Source organism: Nitrosospira multiformis (assembly GCF_900103165.1).
GTDB lineage: Bacteria > Pseudomonadota > Gammaproteobacteria > Burkholderiales > Nitrosomonadaceae > Nitrosospira > Nitrosospira multiformis_D.
Genome location: NZ_FNKY01000001.1, coordinates 2,502,464 through 2,521,149 on the forward strand (window position 1 = coordinate 2,502,464; position 18,686 = coordinate 2,521,149).

Here is an 18,686-nt window from a genome sequence, read left to right on the forward strand (position 1 = left end):
TTTCTGTAAACCGGGGAGATTGGTTCAGAGGTTTCTCAGGTATCCAGCCGCTTTGCCTTCCAGTAGGCAGATTTCCAATAGGTTTCGCTCAAACGGGAAATAATAACGCCGTGCTTTGTCGACGCATGCAGAAACCTGCCATCCTCCAGATAGACGCCCACATGCCGGACCGATATACCGGTCTTAAAAAACACCAGATCACCTGCCCGTAGCTGATTCTTGTCAATATCTTGCCCCAGCTCCGCCTGAAATTCCGTCGATCTTGGCAGCACGATGCCCAGTTTTGTCTTGAAAGTGACATGAACGAGGCCGGAGCAATCGATGCCATTTCTACTCAAACCACCAAGCTGGTATTTGGTATTTTTCCATTGACCGTATTGCGCATAAAGGCTTTCCTTCACCAGCGCGGAATTGTTCAGGTCCACCTTTGCACCGGGTACGTAGACGATCTTGGGCGCCCCCCTTTCCGGAACGCTGCTACAACCGGCGAGAGCCGTGATGATGAGCACGCCCACCATCCACCGCAGTCTATTCATCACAAGCGATTTTCATACGGAATAAACTGATTCTCTGCGACACAACCATTCTCCCGGTAATATCCTGATCAACCGTGCCGCCACGAAATGTCACGACATCGAGATAACTCGGCGTCCCGTTCAATCACCCTATTCTTGAACCGGCCCGGTGAAATATCCGGGCACTGACGAATTCTAAAGGATTATGCGCAAGCTCAGCAATAGACAGCTTCATTTGCCACCACGCCATTACGATGAATGACGTCATCCCGGGCAATAATGCACGCTGCCCCACGGAAGCCAAATGAAAGCAAAACGGTGCGGCAGAAACAGCGCCCCCATACCCAGTCGGCACGGGGCGCCATGAAAAGAATCAGTGATTAATCAGGATAATCGATGACTTCTGTGTCACTCTTTTAGCACCCCCGTATGTTGCGGCCCGCGGTGCCGTGTTCCAGCAGGCTGTGCATTTTTTTCATGAGTCATTTCCGGAGGGCAATCGCGGCCGGGCATAGCCTTCGAGCTACTATTCTGATCAGCTTTTTTCATCTTGGACGGCTCGCTACCGATAGCTGCTGGATTGGGTTCCCCCGCCAATGCGGCGAACGAGAAACCCATGGCAATCAGCAAGGAAAAAAATAATGAACGTATGGTTTTCATATGAACCTCCTTCAATATGCGTAAAATGAAGCCTTACGCACAACCAGCGTAATCCATGGCTGGACAGCGATTCATAATACTTACAGCCCCCCAACTGCTGGAAAGTCATCCACCGGTTGCCGTACTTTTTTATAGCATAAAAACCATTTTTTGTAAATGGTTATTCCGAGATGAATTGTCTCACTAAAGGACGGCAACGAACAGCAAGCCAGGCTAAACCGCAGAACAGGATCGGGCAGGAAACGATGATGCCTTGGCTTGTTGAGAGGTGGCGTGCAAGGGATGCTGGATTTTGCATGCCAAGGTCTTTGTTATGCGCTATTTACATCCCATCGCCCCATGTCCAGCCCGGATCGGAATGGCGGCATAAGTCGCCAAAATGACTCACGGCATCTTGTAATCAACCGTCAACATTTCCAGCAAATGCCCGCCGGGATCACGAAAATAAACGCCGCGCCCGCCATCATTGTGATTGATATTCATATTTTCCGGCTCGAAGGGGCCACTGCCATAGGGAATATTTTCCGCTTTCAAGCGCTCGAATATTCCATCGAACTCCTCCTCGGGCACTTTAAACGCATAGTGATGAGATTCATAATTATCGTTAGTATCGAAATCCAGAGAAAGTGTATCGTTTACCTTCACCACAATAAAATGGTGAAACTCACCTATGTAATCGAATCCGAATACCCTGGAATAGAACCTGGCGGATTCCACGTTGTTGTGTGCAGGCACAATGGTATGATTTAACGTAATAGTCATAATCTTTCTCCGTTGACGAAAGGCCCCTTTACCCCAATCATAGGGAACCTTCATCCGCATTTCAACGATAGCTGGCAAATTTGCTTTTCAGATCATAATCTCTGGCACATAATAGGAATGTCAACCATAGCCACTTGCTCTGCGTTGATTCTTCTGCTTTATGTTTATTTAAGCGCGATTCAAGATTCAGAGGATTACTACGTAAAATCAAGCGGTTGAATTATGTAGTTTTTTCAGGCTTTATAACAATAAGAGGGGGATTCAAAATGGCTGGGAAATTCGAGATTTATAAAGACAAGGCGGGTGAATTCAGATTCAGACTAAAGGCAAGCAACGGCCAGTCTATTCTTGCAAGTGAGGGCTACAAGGCTAAATCCGGCTGTACCAACGGCATAGCATCTGTCAGGAAAAACGCTCCTGACGACGCGCGCTATGAACGTAAAACAACCGAAAGCGGCAAATTCAGGTTCAACCTTAAATCAGGCAACCATCAGGTAATCGGCACGAGCGAGTCTTATGAATCGGAATCCGCCCGGGATAACGGCATAGAGTCGGTTAAGAAAAATGCACCGGATGCTTCGATAAACGACACCACGGACTAACCTTCAAGAAGGGCCTCCATCAGGAGGCCCTTCTTACTTCCGGACTACTGAAGATTCAGGCCGGTTGGAGTTGGCGCGGCTTACCTAGGCAGCCTGACTAAAGTCGGCACCAAAGTCCGCAGATTTGAATATTCATGATTTAAAGATATTAAAAAACCCGCTTGAAGCGGGTTTAATTTGAAACGGGAATAAATTGAATTCCGGTTTCAGGTGATGCCGCGGCGGGCGCGAGATTTCTGGGTTCTGCGCTGGGGCGCTCCGATAAGACCAGCCAGGGCAACACCGAGAAGCACGAGAGTTCCCAGTTCAGAGACCCCTTTTATCTCCATAAGATGCACAGGGCCTTGATTCCGGCTTGCCGTTTCAGCAGTATCCGTATCCAATGTAGTGGCTGCCACAGTGAAATCCTGAATGGATGTGTGACTTGACAACAGAGCATGATCAGGCGCTGTCCCGGCTTCTTGCACTGCATCCATCATCAACGACATCAAACCTATCAGTGCAATGATTACGATTGTGCTACGCATACCATTCTCCTTATGTAAAAGCTGCATATTTATCTCAGCCACAGTCAAACTAAAACGAACCTTTGGCAGAGATCACCTGCCGCCAAGTTCAGGCATATAACGCCTTTTGTTACATCTTACTCATTCCGACACGACTTCCTATCGGACTTCAGTACTACTCACTTACAAATCCCTGTTATCAATGTGACTATCATGCAACGGAAGAGTTCCCGTTACCCTCGTTACCATATGCCCGCTGTGCAACACGGGCCAATCCTGGTGAACCCTGAATCCTGATTTGGATAACTACTTGAAATAACGAGCTTCTAAATCGCGTCGCTATAGGAGCCGCTATAGGAGCATGTGGGAGCGGGATTTACGCTATACCTTCTGAAAATCGTATATCGATCCCAACGAAAGTATAGCCGTGAGCTCATCCAGCGCGGTTCGACTCTCTCGCAACAGTAACGGATCCGCCAGATCCGGCGGCGAGATGCGTTCACGATAATTTTTCTCGATCCATACCTTGAGCTCGTTGTAGAGGGGCTGATCGAGAATAACGCGGCTCATCCTGGTGACAGCCTCGAATTCCGCCTCGGCAAGTACGACACGCAGCCGAAGGCAAGCCGGCCCGCCGCCATTTTTCATGCTTTGACGCAAATTTACATACTCTACGCGCGTAATGGGGTTGGCTGCGTCCTGGACGACATGTTCAAGAAAAATTCGTGCCGAATCGCAGCTTTCGCATTCAACCGGCGCCAACACCATCATTTCACCGCCGGGAAGACTGATCAACTGGCTATTAAACAGATAGGTGCTTATTGCCTCAACAATGGAAATCTCGGATTCAGTGGCTCTTATGAATTGAATTGGATAATCGCATGCCGCCGCTATTTTTTCTTCGATTTCCCAGCCATCATCAAATGCCGCCTCATGATAGAGCAGAACGTTACAGTTACTGACAGCAAGCACATCATTGTGAAATGCCCCGGCGTCGATAGCGGCCGGACTCTGTTGGATGAACAGTTTCTTACCTGCCTTGATCTTATGGAGGCGCGAAATCGCTTCACACGCTTCCAGCGATTGGCGGGCGGGAAATTTCAATGGTCTTGGCGCGGTTCGATCAGCGGATCGGCCAAATACGAAAATCTCAAGACCGGTGTCGGCGTGATCCTGACACAGGCGCATATGATTCGCCGCGCCCTCATCGGCAAAATAAAGACCCGCCGGGAGCGGATCATGGTGCTCAAAATACCGCTCTTCGCTGAAAATCTTCCTGAGTATCGCCGACGTGGCGGGTGGCTCAATACTTCTATGGAGTTGCGACGGCAGATTAGCTGGCGTGAAGTGCACTTTTGCATCATCGGTATCCGCGCCCGGCGAAACCGTGGCGGCATTCGCGACCCACATGCTGGATGCGGAGTAGCATGCACGCAGCAGTACAGGCGCGGCCGCGGCGGCTTGACTGATAACGGATATCTCATCGCCGGCAAAACCCACCTTCCTGAGCATATCGATAGCCGGGCGGCTTTGTGGCGGCAGCACGCCTTGTCTGATCCCCAGATCGGAAAGACGTTTCATTTTTGCCAGGCCCTGGAGCGCCGCTTCCCTGGGGTTGGAACCGGTCAGCGCGTTCTCCGCCGCCGCGATATTTCCCACCGCCAACCCGCTATAATTATGCGTGGGGCCTACCAGGCCATCAAAATTGATTTCAGCCGCGTTCACGCAGGTACCAGACGTTTTAAAATGCTTGATCGATCATGTGCCGTCGCCACGCTGTAGCGTGCCTATTCCGGGATCAGCCTGCCAACGTTATCGTATAACCAGGCCACCAGTGCATGGGCGCTGGCCCCATGATGGATTTCACGATGGCAATTGGGACAAAGCGCCACGGCATTGGAGATGACGTCCTGTCCTCCATCGGCCAATTGCCGCATGTAATGCAATTCAAGGTGGGGCAGTCCATCAACGTTCTTGAAAGGCGCGGCTTTCTCGCAGCATTCACACGTCCCTTCCGCCTGCTGTAATACCCACGCTGTGACAGGCGCATTGCATCGAAATTGCGTAACCGTCACTCGCCGGGATTTCGGCTTGGCGTTGCCGTTTGGAATAGCGGGAGTTTTTTGCTTGAGCTCATCCCGTACCGCGATCTTGAAAGCGACAACGGGGATCGCCTTTTGACTCTGGGCTTCCCACAGAAATTTTTCGATCTGTGCCGCAACGGCGCCATCAATGTTTCGAGCGGGCTTGAGACCCGTCACCCAGCTGCGCCCCATGAGTGCAAGCACATACGAAATGTTTTGCATCCGGTACTCATATGCCTTCTCACTTCGACCGAATACCTCCGCAAGCCGCTTATAGTAATGTTTCTTTATGAAAGGCTGGCCTAAACGCTCGTCGCGCTGCATCTCGACGTAGGCTTGCACGGAAGCTTTAAGTTCTTCGTCGTTCCACTCATCATTCATCCTGATATCCTATTAACATAATGGAGTCATTCATTCGGAATGGATCGCCATACAGTCCTACAAAAAACATCGTGGTCAAGGCTTTCTGTCTCGGTCCGCCTTATTGCTGCGCGAAATGGAAAGCAGAAGCCATATCCCGCCGATTGTCGCGCACGAATAACCGATCAGCCCAAAGATAGGCAGCCCAAGCAAGGTGGGGCCGCCGGATACGGTCATGACAATGGATGAGCCCACGATAATTGCCGCGACAACGATACCAATCACCAAGCGGTTGGCGGCAGCACCCAACTGGTCTCCCACATGTTTGAGATGCGCGACCTCTACGTGAATATCCAGTCTGCCACGCCGGGCAGAACGCACCAACCGGGCAAGATCTCGAGGTAGATCACCGATGAGGGTGGCTATGTCGGCGGCCGCACGCCAGCCTCGCTTGGCCATGGCCGCAGGCACGTAACGGGCAGCCAGCGCACCCCGTAGCATCGGCAGTGCTTCCCCGGCCAGATCCAGCTCCGGATCCAATTCACGCCCCATGCCTTCCAGCGTAATAAAAGTCTTGACGAACAGCGCCAAATCCGGCGGCAAAGAAAGCTGATGCGCACGCAGGATAGTCACCAGGTCAGAGAGCATATTGCCCAGCTTCAGCTGCCTTAATGACACGCCGAGATATTGATCGACAAATGTCCCGATTTCACTCGTTAGCGCATCCTCATTGATGTCGCCACCCATTCCGCCGCCGCTTGTCCAATCGAGCAGCACATCGGCAACACGCATGTGCTCATGCTGAACCAATCCCAACAGGAGACGGGCCAATTGGTCACGGCGTTCCTCGGTAAGCCGGCCTACCATGCCGAAATCGATAAACGCGAGGCGATTGCCGGGCAAATAAAAAATATTGCCGGGATGCGGGTCGGCGTGAAACAAACCGTCCTCGACTATCATCTTTATCACCGCATGCACACCACGGCTGGCAAGGATCTTGCGATCAAGACCGGCATGATCCACGGCGGCGAGATCACGGCCGGGAATGCCGTCGATAAATTCCTGCACGCATACCCGCTCGCCTGTCCATTGCCAATAGACACGAGGGATAACGATGAGAGGGGGCGCGAAGCCGGTCCCGTCCGTAGCCGCCACAGCATCAAGGCCGGCGGCGGATGTTTCATACGTGGGATCCGGGCCCGAATAGCCCGAGAAATTCATCGCGATGCGTTCAGCATTGCGGCATTCGACCCCAAAATCCAACTCTCGCCGAAGCGATTGGGTAAATTGCCTGACGACCTCTTGCCAATGAACATAGCGCAGTTCCGAATTTCCCGTTTCAATGGCTTCCGCCAGCCTTGAAAGCCAGCGCAGATCCGCCTCAATGACCAACCGGATACCGGGCCGCCGCACTTTTACCACCACCTCCCCGCCTTCTTCCAGGCGGGCGCGGTGCACCTGCGCTATGGACCCGGTTGCCAGCGGCTGGGGATCGAACGCGGCGAATACTTCCTCAGGCGGAGCGCCGAGATCTTCGGTTAGTTGCTGATGAACTTCGGCATAAGGTGAAGCAGGCGTGCTGTCTTGCAGTTTGCTGAATTCTGCGATCCACTCAGGCTCGAAAAGATCGACACGCGTAGCGAGAATCTGACCAAGCTTGACGAAGGTTGGCCCCATTTCCTCCAGTGCCCTCCTCACCCGCGCGTGAGGAGGGAGATGAGCCAGTTCTCCCGCTTCATGCCAGTGCAATACCCGGCCAGTCCGCTCCAGCAAATTGGCGAGTCCCATCCGGCGCACCATATCGCCGAATCCGTAACGAATCAGGATCGATGCAATCTCTTGCAAGCGCCCGAGATCACGGGCCGCCACCAGTGCCTGCCAAAGCATCAAATATCCCTCAGGAATCTATGCTTCGATCGATCGGAATGGATCATAAATAGGGCTCATCTAATATGATGATTAGAAATCATATTATAACCATGATGAGTCTTATTGTCCCCATCCAAACGCACAAGGATCCTTAAACCTTAATCCCTGGCAGCAGATACTTGTTATGAACAGCTGGAAAAATGGGTAACCGCACAGAACCATGCAAGCTTATTCATCGATATAATGCCGCCCGAATGACGGGCTCTTTCAACCTAAATCCGGTAGCTGGACAGAGTGAAATGCGCTAGATGATCCATCCGATAAATGCGATCCCACCAAGGATGGTACCCATTGCATGGGTATCTGCGTGGCCGGCGCGCCGGCAAGCAAAGTGAAGCAGCCCTGCGGGAGCTCAGCGGAATTATGTGCCCCGGAGGAATGGTCTGCGTGGACGATACTCAGTCAACAGTGATCCGCCTAAGGACGGAATCAACTGTATCGACCTGTGTATAAACCGGCAATAGGCTATCAGTCATTCGCATCCGCTCACCCGGAGAACCTGCTTTGTGGGAATCCAGGTGAGCGGTCGTAGTCCTGTCGCATACCTATAACCGTCTTGATCGGTTGCGCGCGCTCATACAACATACGAGGCGCCGCCCGTGACCCTGCTATAACCAATCAGCTTACGAAAGCCCCCGAACCGGCCAGGAGAATCAGAATAAAGGTGCCCCAATAAATCATGTTGTCCATGGCATTACCTTTCACGTAGTTAAGATAATTCCTTAGCATGATCCGCGCAAATTGTTACAACTGTTCGTTAGACCGTCTATGTGCTCGAATGGTTTTCCAGGTTTATTGCAACAGGGAGTACGATGAATTGAGAAAACTTTAACCTGCCGGGAATGTTCAATCCACGCATGAGAAACCACTCGTGGGATGGCCTGAATCCAAGGTATGCTGGGCAAACAAGCTAGGGCCTGTTAACACTTATTTCGCACCCGCGTTGCTACACAAAAAACGCGGAGGCAAGGCGCGAAGCGCAGGCCATAGCAGGCCTATGGCCAAGCTTCGTAACGCGGCATCCGCGTTTTTTGTGCGCAACCCGAAGGGACGGGACGGCTTTCATCCAGCCCTTCGTTACTCGCCGCTTACGGAGGCCTGCTCCGCCGCGCGGCTCATGCCTCGTGCTGGATGAAAGCCGTCACCGTCGCGGGTGTGAAATAAGTGTTAACAGGCCCTATGATCGAGCGTGGGGATCGCGCCATTCAATTCTGCGGCTTGATCTGCCGGCAGCCCTTGATGTTGGGGAACCTTTGAATAAACCCCAGGTTCAGGGGTGCCCATCTTCCGCTTTTTCAAGCGGGCTCATTGTCTTACCTGGCGGCGTTGCTTTTCTGATGATCGCGCGGCAAAGGCGCATTCTGCTGATTCACGCCGCGTGAGCTGGCATGTTGCGTGTGGCGTTTCTCGCTTCTGGCCTATGGCGATCACCCATTAACAGGCGATGTCCCAGTCCTAAGGCATCAGGAGAATTGTTCGCTGCGTGTGCGCCGTCGTTGAATGGTTTTCCCCGCTGCCCGCGTGGGAGCCGTTAGTTCACTCATAGGCTCATATGGCGTTTTCTTGCGCTGAGCACGCTTGAGCATTTTAGTTGTGCTGATTTCCAGCCAGTCATCAAACTGATCGGGATTATAGTCTGATAAATCGTATTCCTGCTTTCTCACCGTTTGCTCCTTTAAGCACAAACCAGCAAAAAGATCCGGGGTGGATATGAATATCCGCCGCCGCTATCCACCCAACCTCGCCTTTTTACTCTTTGAGGAGGAAATGCAAAACAAATACCAACGTTCCGCAACAGATTCTCTGCCGTTTTTCAGGCACAATCTGTTCGGTTCCCCACTTAAGTGGTTTTTTCGCGTTTACCTTCGCTATGTGTGGGAGCTAGACGACGAAAGCTTCAACGGACATTTTCAGGGTGAATGTCTGAATGACCATTGATCTTCAACCCTGCATGAAGCACGCATTCTGATCGAAGTATGGCGAAGGATTACGATTCAATACGGCCGCATAGCTCGCTTGGCAATAACACGCCAGCTGAATTTGCAGCCCAACATCCATTTGCAACCCAGGATTCTACTGTGCGTCGTGTAACTGTAACTATTAGGAGGTAGCGGGTCAGATCTAGTGACGCTGGACAGCGAAATAATTCGTTCGCGGGAATTAACACTGAAATGTGCTAAGAAATAAATACCGGTTAAATGGATCTTGGGTTCGATGTTCCGTTAAATCTCTACCACTAAACTCACGCTTGCAACGGTAATCGAGGAGCCGATACAGTTTCGATGGACAAGATCGACGCTCTGTACACCGACACCATGCTCCGATTCAAACGCTCTGATTTTCTCTAGAATCAGATCTTCAAGCGCATTCTTGGCTTTGTTGACGGCTGCGATCGAATCTGACATATCCTCTCCGAGGCGCTATTGAGTCTTTGGCGAGTAACCTCTGACCAGCTATCGACACTTGAAGTAGTGCGGCAGCAATCCAAGGCGATGCAGGAAATAAAGGAATCCGACGTATAGGTGGATGCTATCGGCGATGGTCGGCATACCTGACCTTGACCGCGATGCACTTAAAGACTTTTTGCGCGGCCTTATTGATCACGTCACTTTAGATCACTCCAGTCTAGCTTATTGTATTCATTACAAATAAGCTAATAACTGGGGATTTCGTGGCGTCCCCAGGGGGATTCGAACCCCCGTACTCACCGTGAAAGGGTGATGTCCTAGGCCTCTAGACGATGGGGACTAAAGGACTTTCTGAACCGATTGCAACAAATACACCTTTGCCGGAATCTGGTGGAGGTAAGCGGGATCGAACCGCTGACCTCTTGCATGCCATGCAAGCGCTCTCCCAGCTGAGCTATACCCCCGATACCTGCCAATACCCGACAAAAGGAAGGCGAATTATACTGAGCCGCCCTGCCCCAGTCAACGTAAAGCGGAACAGGACAAATGGGGTCAAACAATGAAGGCCTCAGGCAGGAAAGTAGGCAAGCCGCTCATTCATGCGCTTGAGTGTTTCTTCCCTGCCGAGCAATTCCAGCACCGCATTTATCGATGGCGTCTGCGCTTCGCCCGTCACCATCACCCGCAGCGGCATGGCCACTTTGGGCATCTTCAACCCATGGGCCGTGGCGGCAGCCTTGATCGCATCCTGGATGGCATGACTATCCCATTCGATAACGGTAAGCCGCTCCATCAGATCAACCAGCGCCGGTTTTGCCTCAACGGTGAAATGCTGCGCCTTCAGTTCCTCGATGGGTTCCAGAAAACGGTAGAAATATACTGCCGCATCAGCCAGTTCCGCCACGGTATTAACGCGCTCCTTGAGGAGGGTCGCCACTTTCTGCAGGTCAGGACCCACAGCGGCGTTGCAACCATCCGCTTCAAGAAAAGGCATGACGAGTTTCGCCAGGCGCGCATCATCGGCAATTTTGAGATACTGCTGGTTGAGCCATTGCAGTTTTTCCGGATTAAATTTCGCTGGCGAACAATTAATCGACGCCAGATCAAACCATTCGACTAACTGCTCGCGGCTGAATATTTCCTCGTCGCCATGCGACCAGCCGAGCCGCGCGAGATAATTCACCAGCGCTTCGGGCAGATAGCCGTCGTCCCGGTACTGCATCACCGAAACCGCGCCGTGGCGTTTCGAAAGCCGTTCGCCATCCGATCCCAGTATCATCGGCACATGCGCATATTGCGGCAACGGCGCTCCCAATGCCTTGAGAATATTGATCTGGCGCGGTGTGTTATTGACATGATCATCGCCGCGAATCACATGGGTGATGTTCATATCCAGATCATCGATCATCACGCCAAAATTATAAGTCGGCACCCCATCCGCGCGTAGCAGCACCAGATCGTCCAGCTCGCTGTTCGCGACCGTAATTTCCCCCTTGACCAGATCACGGAATGTAACCGCGCCATCGAGCGGATTCTTCAGACGCACCACCGGCTTCACCCCGGCGGGCGGTGTTTGTTTCGAATCGCGCCAGCGTCCGTCGTATCGAGGTTTCAATCCTGCTGCACGCTGCTGTTCGCGCATCGCATCCAGCTCTTCCTTGCTGGCGTAACAATAATACGCATTCCCCGTGCGCAGCAACTGCTCCGCCACCTCATGATAGCGCGATAGCCGCTGCATCTGGTAAAACGGCCCCTCATCGTAGTCCAGCCCCAGCCAGGCCATTCCATCGAGTATCGCCTGCGTGGATTGCGCCGTGGAGCGTTCAAGGTCGGTATCCTCGATCCGCAGAATAAATTTGCCGCCGTGCCTGCGGGCATAAGCCCAGGAAAACAACGCGGTACGCGCACCGCCGATGTGAAGATAGCCGGTGGGACTGGGAGCGAAACGGGTACGGATCATGGGGATGCCGATTCCTGGCGATTGGAAAAGACCGCTATTTTACGCGACCCAGACAGGTAATGCTGAGTCATTCGTGGCTAATGTTACCGTAGGTAGCAACTTGGTGCTCTGCGCGTTGATCATGACAGGCAACTTGCGTGAAATCCGGATACCTCGTGGGTGATACCTTAGCGGCTTTTATAATTCCGATATTTAACCCCAGAATATTCCCGTTTGATCACGCTGCACCTCGGCCAATAGCCTTGCGATGTCTCGGCTTTCCGGGTATGGCTCGAAGAGATACCATCTGCTGTTTCGATCCGCACAGTACAGGAACCAGACATTCTTTTTTTCGTCTTTCTTGAAGCGCGCTACAGCCATTTCACCCCATGTGGCGGGATCGTCGAAATGAGGACGACACTCAAAAAGCTTTACTTCACTTCCTCTAATCTTGAATGTAATCTGTATTTTATTTCTGACATGAGCTGGAACCTTGCTCTCGCAATACGCTTTGAAAAGCTTCTCGATTCGCACTCGCTCAAATTCGGACAATGGCATCAAATACGGTCCATGTTTTTTGTAAAGTATAACGCAACATGTACGGCATCAGTCTCTGCAGCGGATACGTCCGCCAATGGCTTCCTTTTGCTCGCCTGATCCATGGCTTAGTGCTATCCGCAGGCAGCGCACGCGTTGACCAAAAGTGCGGATTCGTGCTCTAATTGCGCCTCTCTGAGCGGTTATCCACGGAATTAAGGAATCAACCGCAATGGGCGGTTAACTCAGCGGTAGAGTGCCACCTTCACACGGTGGAAGCCACTGGTTCGATCCCAGTACCGCCCACCAAAAGATAGTCCAAAGAAATTCAACAAAGGCCACATAACCCTCGCCCTTAGTGGTCATACCCAATTTGTCTTTCCCGGGGCACGTAGCAATGGCAGGGCGATGAGCGATGCTCCGGTAAATGCCGCTCTGCGACGCATGGGATATGACACACAAAACGAAATGACAGGTCATGGCTTTAGAGCAATGGCCAGGACCATTCTTTATCAAGAGATCGGTATTGCCCCTGAAATAATTGAACACTAGTTGGCGCATCGAGTTGCGAATAGCTTAGGCATGGCATACAACCGGACAAAGTTCATCAAAGAACGTCGGAAGATGATGCAGCAATGGGCAGATTATCTTGATACGCTCAAAGCCGGAGCCGAAGTGATACTGTTGCCGCAGCGCGCCTAATTGCCTTTAGGGAGCGCTACCGGGACGGACAGCGTAGTAGAGCACGGGTAGCACCCGCTAGGTGGGCAGGGGAATCAAAACAGGTGGAGGCAATTTACACATAATTCTCAGCATTATGTTGAATTTCCAGCCCCCAAAACTGGCTGGTTAGGCGGTACTCATGGGGAAGGAAACCATCGGCAATGGTGGGTGGGCAGAATTGCCTACCTCGTACACCCAATAACCGCTTCCTCATCGAACACTTGCCGAGCATAACCGTCATGATGTGTTGTCGCTTGCAGTGTTGCTGGGAATGCTTGCGGAAATGTACACCGAACCCGGACATGAAGCTGTCAATTCATTGAAGATTGCGCAAGCGCAAGCCCATGCCCCGCGCGGCAATCTGGCGCATGCCGTAGGTCATCTCACTGGGGCGTGGGGAATACTAGCTCTTACCCTTGATAACCTATTTTATCATGGGTAAAATGCTCCCATGAGGGGCGACCGGCGCCGAATTCAACGCAGAAGATGGGTGGGCAGTCATGAGCAATCGCTTCCTGAGGTGGGTCGACACATGGATCGAGGAAAACATCCCTCCCGGCGCCAATTCCGACATAGAAAGTCATGAAGTAAAGACAAAGCGGCTGTCGGAGAAACTGTTCGCCGAGGCAGCTGCGGCCAACTTCACAAACTTCGAGACCGAGGAGGAGCGGGAGCGCGTTACGTCCCGGGTACTGGCCGCGGTCTCGGACAGCAGAGACTTTGACATCGATGCCTATCATCTCAAGTCGCAACTCGCGCGGGAGAATGAAGATGGCGACTGAGCCCCGCATGGTTGGTCTTCAAGGCGGGATCGCGTTGGTTGCTTGGCAGCTGCTCGTGACATCCATAATCAAAAGAGGGCTGTCATTTGTTCTCAAGGATCTTCCTGGAGACAAGCCTGTAGTTTTTCGCATCGGTAAAGCATAGGCGCTTGTCATCTATATTCATGAATATAGATGAGTTCGAGAAATGGCCTAAGTAAATCCACTGGGCATTTCCTTCCTTCTCGCACAGCTCGCGATTGTCTAGAAAGTGAACTTCTTCGCCATATCGTTAGGCATAGTAATGTTCAGTTGTTGAGTCGTCCGCATAGCAAGTCTCCAATTAAAGTAATAGGATTTAATCCTACTATGACTACTATTAGATAGTCCTATTCTAATAGGAAACAGTTACTGCCGATTCATCACCACCCCTTACATTTAATTTGTTGTTGCCCACAGGAAAATCCCCTCGCCCCCGTTCCTGCTCCTCACATTCCCCGCCAGCCGCCAATTGCATGGCGGTTCACTTCGCCTGTCATGGCCTGTGATCCGCAAGGAAGTCTTGCGGCCGCAGCTCACTTGAATTCCATCTAAATCCCTCCTCGCCGGCACGACCTGACATCCCGCGCACCTCCCCCCATCCAAGCGGTGAGAAGAAATCCACGCTGGCCCGTCTCGGCATCCGTGAGCAAGGAGAGCAGGATCAGGCTTTCGTGCCTTATTTCCCGGCTGCTGTTGCGTTGTCCTTCGGCATTTTGGATGACCTGAAAATTCCAGTAGGAGAACAGTGCGATAGTGCAGATTATGGCTAGGGGAAAAGCCGAACATGGCCATTTCGGAAACAAGAAAGTTAATGTTCTTCGTTTTATCAGTCATCAGGGCAAGCGGGCTCGTTGCAGGGAGTCGCTATTTGTTAAACATCGTTGAATTGGAAAATGGATGGTAGCGTGAAAATCACGAGGTACGGGGGTATATTTGGGGGTATCCGTTGGAAAAGAAATATTCAGATCACGCATTGACGGCAGTTTCCATGTTCTATTCGGTTGCAGTACCGCCACCAAAAGCCGATCCAAAGAAGTCCATAAGAACTAGGAATAACGGGCGGCTATTGGCGACCGGTTAAAAAACCATCCTCAACTTTATGTCGTTATATGCTTCCTGCGAGGAGTACAAGTCTGGAGGAACGAACAAACCTATTGCAGGCAAGTATTCTTCCGAGTCGCCCCTCCCCCTTCAAAGAATTGGATGAGATCTTCTTTTCAGAAGAAGTAGTGCTGCAGATCTTCGTCCCCAGCTATCGCTGTCGCTGTAGTTGGGGACGCCAAGACGGATATCAGGTGAAACTAATGCTCCTGCGCCGTGCAATTCTGCCTATGAGCATTAATCCAGCCAGCAGCATGGCGTAAGTTTGCGGTTCTGGCACCACGCTAGCCTGCGCGGAAAGATCAAAACCAACGCTCAGCGATCCGTACCCAGCACGGCTGGTAACAATGCCGAATACCAGGCTTCCTGCTTGAGAATCGGGAGATGGATTCCAGTAGTCGTCAGTTAATGAGTACGAAACATTTGACTGGGCGCTACTACTTCCATTTCCTGTATAGTTATTAAAGCTTGCATTGCCCGAAACGGTGGCATGATCGTAGTAGCAATAATAACAGTCGGAGTCCCCGATTAAACTAAGCGTATAGGGAACAATCACAGTCAGTACACCGGGGCCATCCGCGAAGAAGTCCAGCGACCTGGTTCCTGAAGAGCTCGCAGAACCATTTGTCGCCATCGCGCTGCCCGAAAAGCTTAACGACGAAGCTAAGGTAGAGGCATGTACTCCGCCCGCATCCGCGTTGGTCTCTATTGTACTTCCCCAATCATTGACTGACTTTGAATTGCTCTCATTCATTCTGCCAGAATCGCCTTGCGAGCTGAGCGATGTTCGGTAGTTGCTGAACGTTGCCGCAGATTCTGAGCCGTTCAGGCTGGTAAACACTAGCTGAAGTTGGCTCCAATCAAGGGTGGCGGCAGCCGTAATGGGAGTCGCGACTGCACCTTGGCTCAGCCCAATGCTGATTGAGCCCAGGCCTATGACTAGGCCCTGTCTGAACTTATTCATATGAATCTCCTCAAAATGTACGGTGCATCTCAGCGAATGCTGAGAGGACAGAATAAAAGAATAGATATCGAATTTCTGGCTGCAAACGCACCGTCAAGCCAGGAGACAGAGGGATATACTTAAAGGTTTTTACGCTTTTACGCCTGTCTTACTGACCCTGCTCTCTGCACCCCCAGATCAATTCCGGCTTCAAATAGGCCACTTCTATTCTTGGCAGCAGGATCACCCTGTAACTTCTTACAGCTATCCCTCCCGTCGATTGTCATGCTTAATGAGCATGGCAGCACTCGCGAAATCGAGTTGCGATGAACCACCTTCCATTTATCGATTTTACTTCCCGTGCTTCCAGGGAGTCAGGGGCAATCATCCATGCGTGTATGTTTTATTTCTCATTCCGCCGGGCGGTACGGCGCGGAATTGGCTTTAGTCGAGCTGCTGCAGGGACTGCTTTGCTTGGGTGTTGAAGTTCTGGTGCTGATCCCGAAGAAGGGGCCGCTTCTCGACGAACTTGAGCGTCTGAATATTGAATGGCGAATCGTCGGCTATCCCGTTTGGATGTCTCGTCCCAGGCGGCTTCGCTCCCGCGTGATACGCCTGCTGAAAACGGCACTGATGAGTATCCGGGTAGCCTGGATAATCAGGAAATGGAATGCGGATGTCGTCTATACCAATACCGTCGTGATCGGGGTGGGTGCGCTGGCCGCCCGGCTATTACGCAGACCCCACGTCTGGCATTCGCACGAATCCCTGAAGCATAATCCCAGCCAGAAATTCGATCTGGGCGAACAGACAACCTCTTATCTCCTGCACCGCCTCTCCGCTGCGATTATCGCTACCTCCCACTCCGTCAAGAATGACTACAAGCATCTTCCTGATCCGGACAAGATCCGCGTCGTCTACCAGTCCGTTACCCCGTGCGCCAATGCCGGCTCACGTGAGCCAGTCCAGAATCGGCTATTTTTCCAGTGCGTCATCATTGGATCGCTGCATCCATGGAAAGGCCAGGACCAAGCCATCTCCGCGCTTGCGCAATTGACAGACAGGAACATCAATGCGCACCTGCTGCTGGTGGGGGATGATGGAAGACGCTACCGCGCGCAACTGGTGCAACAGGCAAAAGATCTCGATATGACGCGGCGCCTAACGTTTTACGGCTACGCCGAGGATCCCTTGCTTCTTATCAGGAACGCGGATGTGGTGCTCGTATGCTCCCGCTGGGAGGCTTTCGGCCGCGTGGCGATAGAAGCCATGCTCGCGGGGAAGCCCGTGATAGGAAGCGCGAGGGGAGCCACCACGGAAATCATTCAGCATGGACAAACAGGCCTTCTCTATGAGTGGGGCAACATAGAGGATCTCACGGAAAAGATACAGTTCCTGCACGACAACCCGGAGGAAGCCCGCCGGATCGGACATACCGCTCAGCAATGGGCAGCGAACCGGTTTACCCAGAATCGATATGCGCAAGAAATCCTCGATATTCTGTCAGAAGTGGCACCAAACCTATCCGGTACCACAATGCATCATTTTTCAACCGGTAAGGTGGCTGTGTCAGGGGCGGCTGTGTCGGAAATAGTTGAAAATGAGCCGGTTGCGTCCGGCATGGCTGAGATGGAAACCCAGGTGGAAACATCTAACCGAGGAGCTATTTAAAATATGGAGCGGTATGCCAGGAATGTCTCTTAGGATTTGTTGATGGTTTTCAGGTATGGCATCTTGATTTTCACAGCTATCGCGATTCTGATGTACGGCATTCTAAAACCCCATCGCAACTGGGACATGGTGGCTTATGTTGCTGCCGCTTATCACAAGGATGGCTATCGAGGCGCGGACTTGACCAGGGAAACCTACGAAGACATCAGAAAGATGGTGAGCAGCAGAAGATTCACACTGCTTACCGCGGGAGAATACAGCGAGACGGTATTCAAGGATTCTTCATCCCTGGAGCAGCAGATTCCTTTTTATTCCATACGGGTCGCATATATTGAACTCATGCGGCTGCTCAAGAAAACCGGCTTGAGCTATGCAAGATCCACCTTCGTCATCAGCGCATGCTTCGCCGCGTTATCCGTGTTGGTGCTGGGCCTGATCATTTTAAAAACTTCGGTGCCGATGGGAATGCTGCCCATCGTTGTTGCCGTTACGGGATATACGGACCTAGCGCGCCTCTCCACGCCGGATGCGATGGCGTGTTTATTTTCCCTGATGGGAATATACAGCTTGATGGCGAAGCGCAGGATGGTCTTTCTGATAGCGGCAATCCTGCCTTTGATTAGAAGCGATTTTGTTTTGCTATCGGGTCTTCTGATGGGTTATGCCTATTTGCAGGGGACAAGACTTCTTTCATTGCTATTCCTGATCCTTGCCGTCAGTTCTTATATTCTCGTCACAAAACTTAATGAGGGCTATGGATACTTGACGCTCTTTAACTTCGCCTTCATCAGCTCGCCTGTCCCCTATCCCGCAGATATGGTGATGTCGGCCCGGCTCGGGGATTATGTGGCACCCTATTGGCTATTATTCAATACCCTGATTTTTCATTCCCACGCGGTCATATATATCGTGGCGCTCTACCTCTTCTGGCTGAAGGGAGGGTGGCAAATGAAAGAACAGACCAAGTTCTATGGCCTGTTTGCCCTCCCTCTTATCTTTACCGTGGTGCACCTGATTTTATTTCCGTCCGACCACTTCCGTTTCTTTACGTTTTCAGCCTCTTTAATTCTGGTCTGGATCCTGGATTCCTTAGCACAGCCGGTTGCACCGGCCGCAATGGAGACCTGATATTTTCATTCATGG

General features: G+C 51.8%; 18 protein-coding genes and 3 tRNA genes. 7 read left to right on the forward strand and 14 right to left on the reverse strand.

The window, feature by feature from the left end:
- Positions 1 to 35 precede the first annotated feature (35 nt).
- From BLR00_RS11290 to BLR00_RS11300, 3 genes are all read right to left on the reverse strand, one after another.
- Positions 36 to 536 (reverse strand): NlpC/P60 family protein, encoded by a 501-nt coding sequence (locus BLR00_RS11290; protein WP_074632649.1) that lies wholly within the window; start codon positions 534 to 536, stop codon positions 36 to 38.
- Positions 537 to 923: 387 nt separating this feature from the next.
- The gene (locus BLR00_RS11295) at positions 924 to 1,175 is read right to left on the reverse strand and encodes a hypothetical protein (protein ID WP_074632652.1); all 252 of its coding nucleotides are present in this window, start codon (positions 1,173 to 1,175) and stop codon (positions 924 to 926) included.
- Positions 1,176 to 1,559: 384 nt separating this feature from the next.
- A complete protein-coding gene (locus BLR00_RS11300) occupies positions 1,560 to 1,937 on the reverse strand; it encodes a VOC family protein (protein ID WP_074632653.1) in 378 nt (125 codons plus the stop codon).
- Positions 1,938 to 2,203: 266 nt separating this feature from the next.
- On the opposite strand from BLR00_RS11300, the gene BLR00_RS11305 reads away from it, so the two are divergent.
- Positions 2,204 to 2,539, forward strand: coding sequence for a YegP family protein (locus BLR00_RS11305; RefSeq protein ID WP_074632654.1), 336 nt, complete (start codon positions 2,204 to 2,206; stop codon positions 2,537 to 2,539).
- A gap of 206 nt (positions 2,540 to 2,745) precedes the next feature.
- Here the strand turns inward: BLR00_RS11305 and BLR00_RS11310 are convergent, their stop codons facing one another.
- From BLR00_RS11310 to BLR00_RS11335, 5 genes are all read right to left on the reverse strand, one after another.
- Positions 2,746 to 3,066, reverse strand: coding sequence for a hypothetical protein (locus BLR00_RS11310; protein WP_107797569.1), 321 nt, complete (start codon positions 3,064 to 3,066; stop codon positions 2,746 to 2,748).
- A 360-nt stretch (positions 3,067 to 3,426) separates the two neighbouring features.
- Positions 3,427 to 4,770 carry an N-succinylarginine dihydrolase gene (gene astB / locus BLR00_RS11315; protein WP_074632658.1) on the reverse strand — a complete coding sequence of 448 codons (1,344 nt, stop codon included), beginning with the start codon at positions 4,768 to 4,770 and terminating at the stop codon, positions 3,427 to 3,429.
- A gap of 62 nt (positions 4,771 to 4,832) precedes the next feature.
- The gene (locus BLR00_RS11320) at positions 4,833 to 5,510 is read right to left on the reverse strand and encodes an HNH endonuclease (protein WP_074632660.1); all 678 of its coding nucleotides are present in this window, start codon (positions 5,508 to 5,510) and stop codon (positions 4,833 to 4,835) included.
- A gap of 75 nt (positions 5,511 to 5,585) precedes the next feature.
- A complete protein-coding gene (locus BLR00_RS11325; protein WP_074632662.1) occupies positions 5,586 to 7,376 on the reverse strand; it encodes an ABC1 kinase family protein in 1,791 nt (596 codons plus the stop codon).
- 1,505 nt (positions 7,377 to 8,881) lie between these two features.
- A complete protein-coding gene (locus tag BLR00_RS11335) occupies positions 8,882 to 9,082 on the reverse strand; it encodes a hypothetical protein (RefSeq protein ID WP_074632664.1) in 201 nt (66 codons plus the stop codon).
- Positions 9,083 to 9,128: 46 nt separating this feature from the next.
- Here BLR00_RS11335 and BLR00_RS11340 point away from each other — a divergent pair, with 46 nt between their 5' ends.
- The gene (locus tag BLR00_RS11340; RefSeq protein WP_074632667.1) at positions 9,129 to 9,356 is read left to right on the forward strand and encodes a hypothetical protein; all 228 of its coding nucleotides are present in this window, start codon (positions 9,129 to 9,131) and stop codon (positions 9,354 to 9,356) included.
- Between the two features lie 284 nt (positions 9,357 to 9,640).
- Here the strand turns inward: BLR00_RS11340 and BLR00_RS11345 are convergent, their stop codons facing one another.
- From BLR00_RS11345 to BLR00_RS11365, 5 genes are all read right to left on the reverse strand, one after another.
- Positions 9,641 to 9,823 carry a hypothetical protein gene (locus tag BLR00_RS11345; RefSeq protein WP_074632669.1) on the reverse strand — a complete coding sequence of 61 codons (183 nt, stop codon included), beginning with the start codon at positions 9,821 to 9,823 and terminating at the stop codon, positions 9,641 to 9,643.
- A gap of 267 nt (positions 9,824 to 10,090) precedes the next feature.
- A tRNA-Glu gene (locus BLR00_RS11350) sits at positions 10,091 to 10,166 on the reverse strand.
- 48 nt (positions 10,167 to 10,214) lie between these two features.
- Positions 10,215 to 10,290, reverse strand: a tRNA-Ala gene (locus BLR00_RS11355).
- Positions 10,291 to 10,394: 104 nt separating this feature from the next.
- Entirely contained in the window at positions 10,395 to 11,786 is a 1,392-nt protein-coding gene (gene gltX, locus BLR00_RS11360; protein ID WP_074632671.1) for a glutamate--tRNA ligase, read from the reverse strand.
- Positions 11,787 to 11,978: 192 nt separating this feature from the next.
- A complete protein-coding gene (locus tag BLR00_RS11365; protein WP_074632673.1) occupies positions 11,979 to 12,323 on the reverse strand; it encodes a DUF3024 domain-containing protein in 345 nt (114 codons plus the stop codon).
- Positions 12,324 to 12,536: 213 nt separating this feature from the next.
- Between BLR00_RS11365 and BLR00_RS11370 the strand changes: the two genes are divergently transcribed.
- The 3 genes from BLR00_RS11370 (at position 12,537) to BLR00_RS11385 (ending at position 13,807) form a co-directional block, all read left to right on the forward strand.
- Positions 12,537 to 12,611: transfer RNA gene (locus BLR00_RS11370), tRNA-Val, on the forward strand.
- 658 nt (positions 12,612 to 13,269) lie between these two features.
- Positions 13,270 to 13,467, forward strand: a complete 198-nt coding sequence (locus tag BLR00_RS11380) for a hypothetical protein (RefSeq protein ID WP_074632676.1) — start codon at positions 13,270 to 13,272, stop codon at positions 13,465 to 13,467.
- A gap of 58 nt (positions 13,468 to 13,525) precedes the next feature.
- Positions 13,526 to 13,807 carry a DUF768 domain-containing protein gene (locus BLR00_RS11385; RefSeq protein WP_074632678.1) on the forward strand — a complete coding sequence of 94 codons (282 nt, stop codon included), beginning with the start codon at positions 13,526 to 13,528 and terminating at the stop codon, positions 13,805 to 13,807.
- A 1,312-nt stretch (positions 13,808 to 15,119) separates the two neighbouring features.
- Here the strand turns inward: BLR00_RS11385 and BLR00_RS16740 are convergent.
- On the reverse strand, positions 15,120 to 15,893 hold the full coding sequence (locus BLR00_RS16740; protein WP_074632681.1) for a PEP-CTERM sorting domain-containing protein: 774 nt from the start codon (positions 15,891 to 15,893) through the stop codon (positions 15,120 to 15,122).
- Positions 15,894 to 16,262: 369 nt separating this feature from the next.
- Between BLR00_RS16740 and BLR00_RS11395 the strand changes: the two genes are divergently transcribed.
- Both BLR00_RS11395 and BLR00_RS11400 read left to right on the forward strand, forming a co-directional pair.
- Positions 16,263 to 17,543: a glycosyltransferase family 4 protein gene (locus BLR00_RS11395; protein ID WP_074632684.1), complete on the forward strand. Its 1,281-nt coding sequence runs from the start codon at positions 16,263 to 16,265 to the stop codon at positions 17,541 to 17,543.
- A 42-nt stretch (positions 17,544 to 17,585) separates the two neighbouring features.
- A complete protein-coding gene (locus BLR00_RS11400; RefSeq protein WP_074632687.1) occupies positions 17,586 to 18,671 on the forward strand; it encodes a hypothetical protein in 1,086 nt (361 codons plus the stop codon).
- Positions 18,672 to 18,686: the final 15 nt, after the last annotated feature.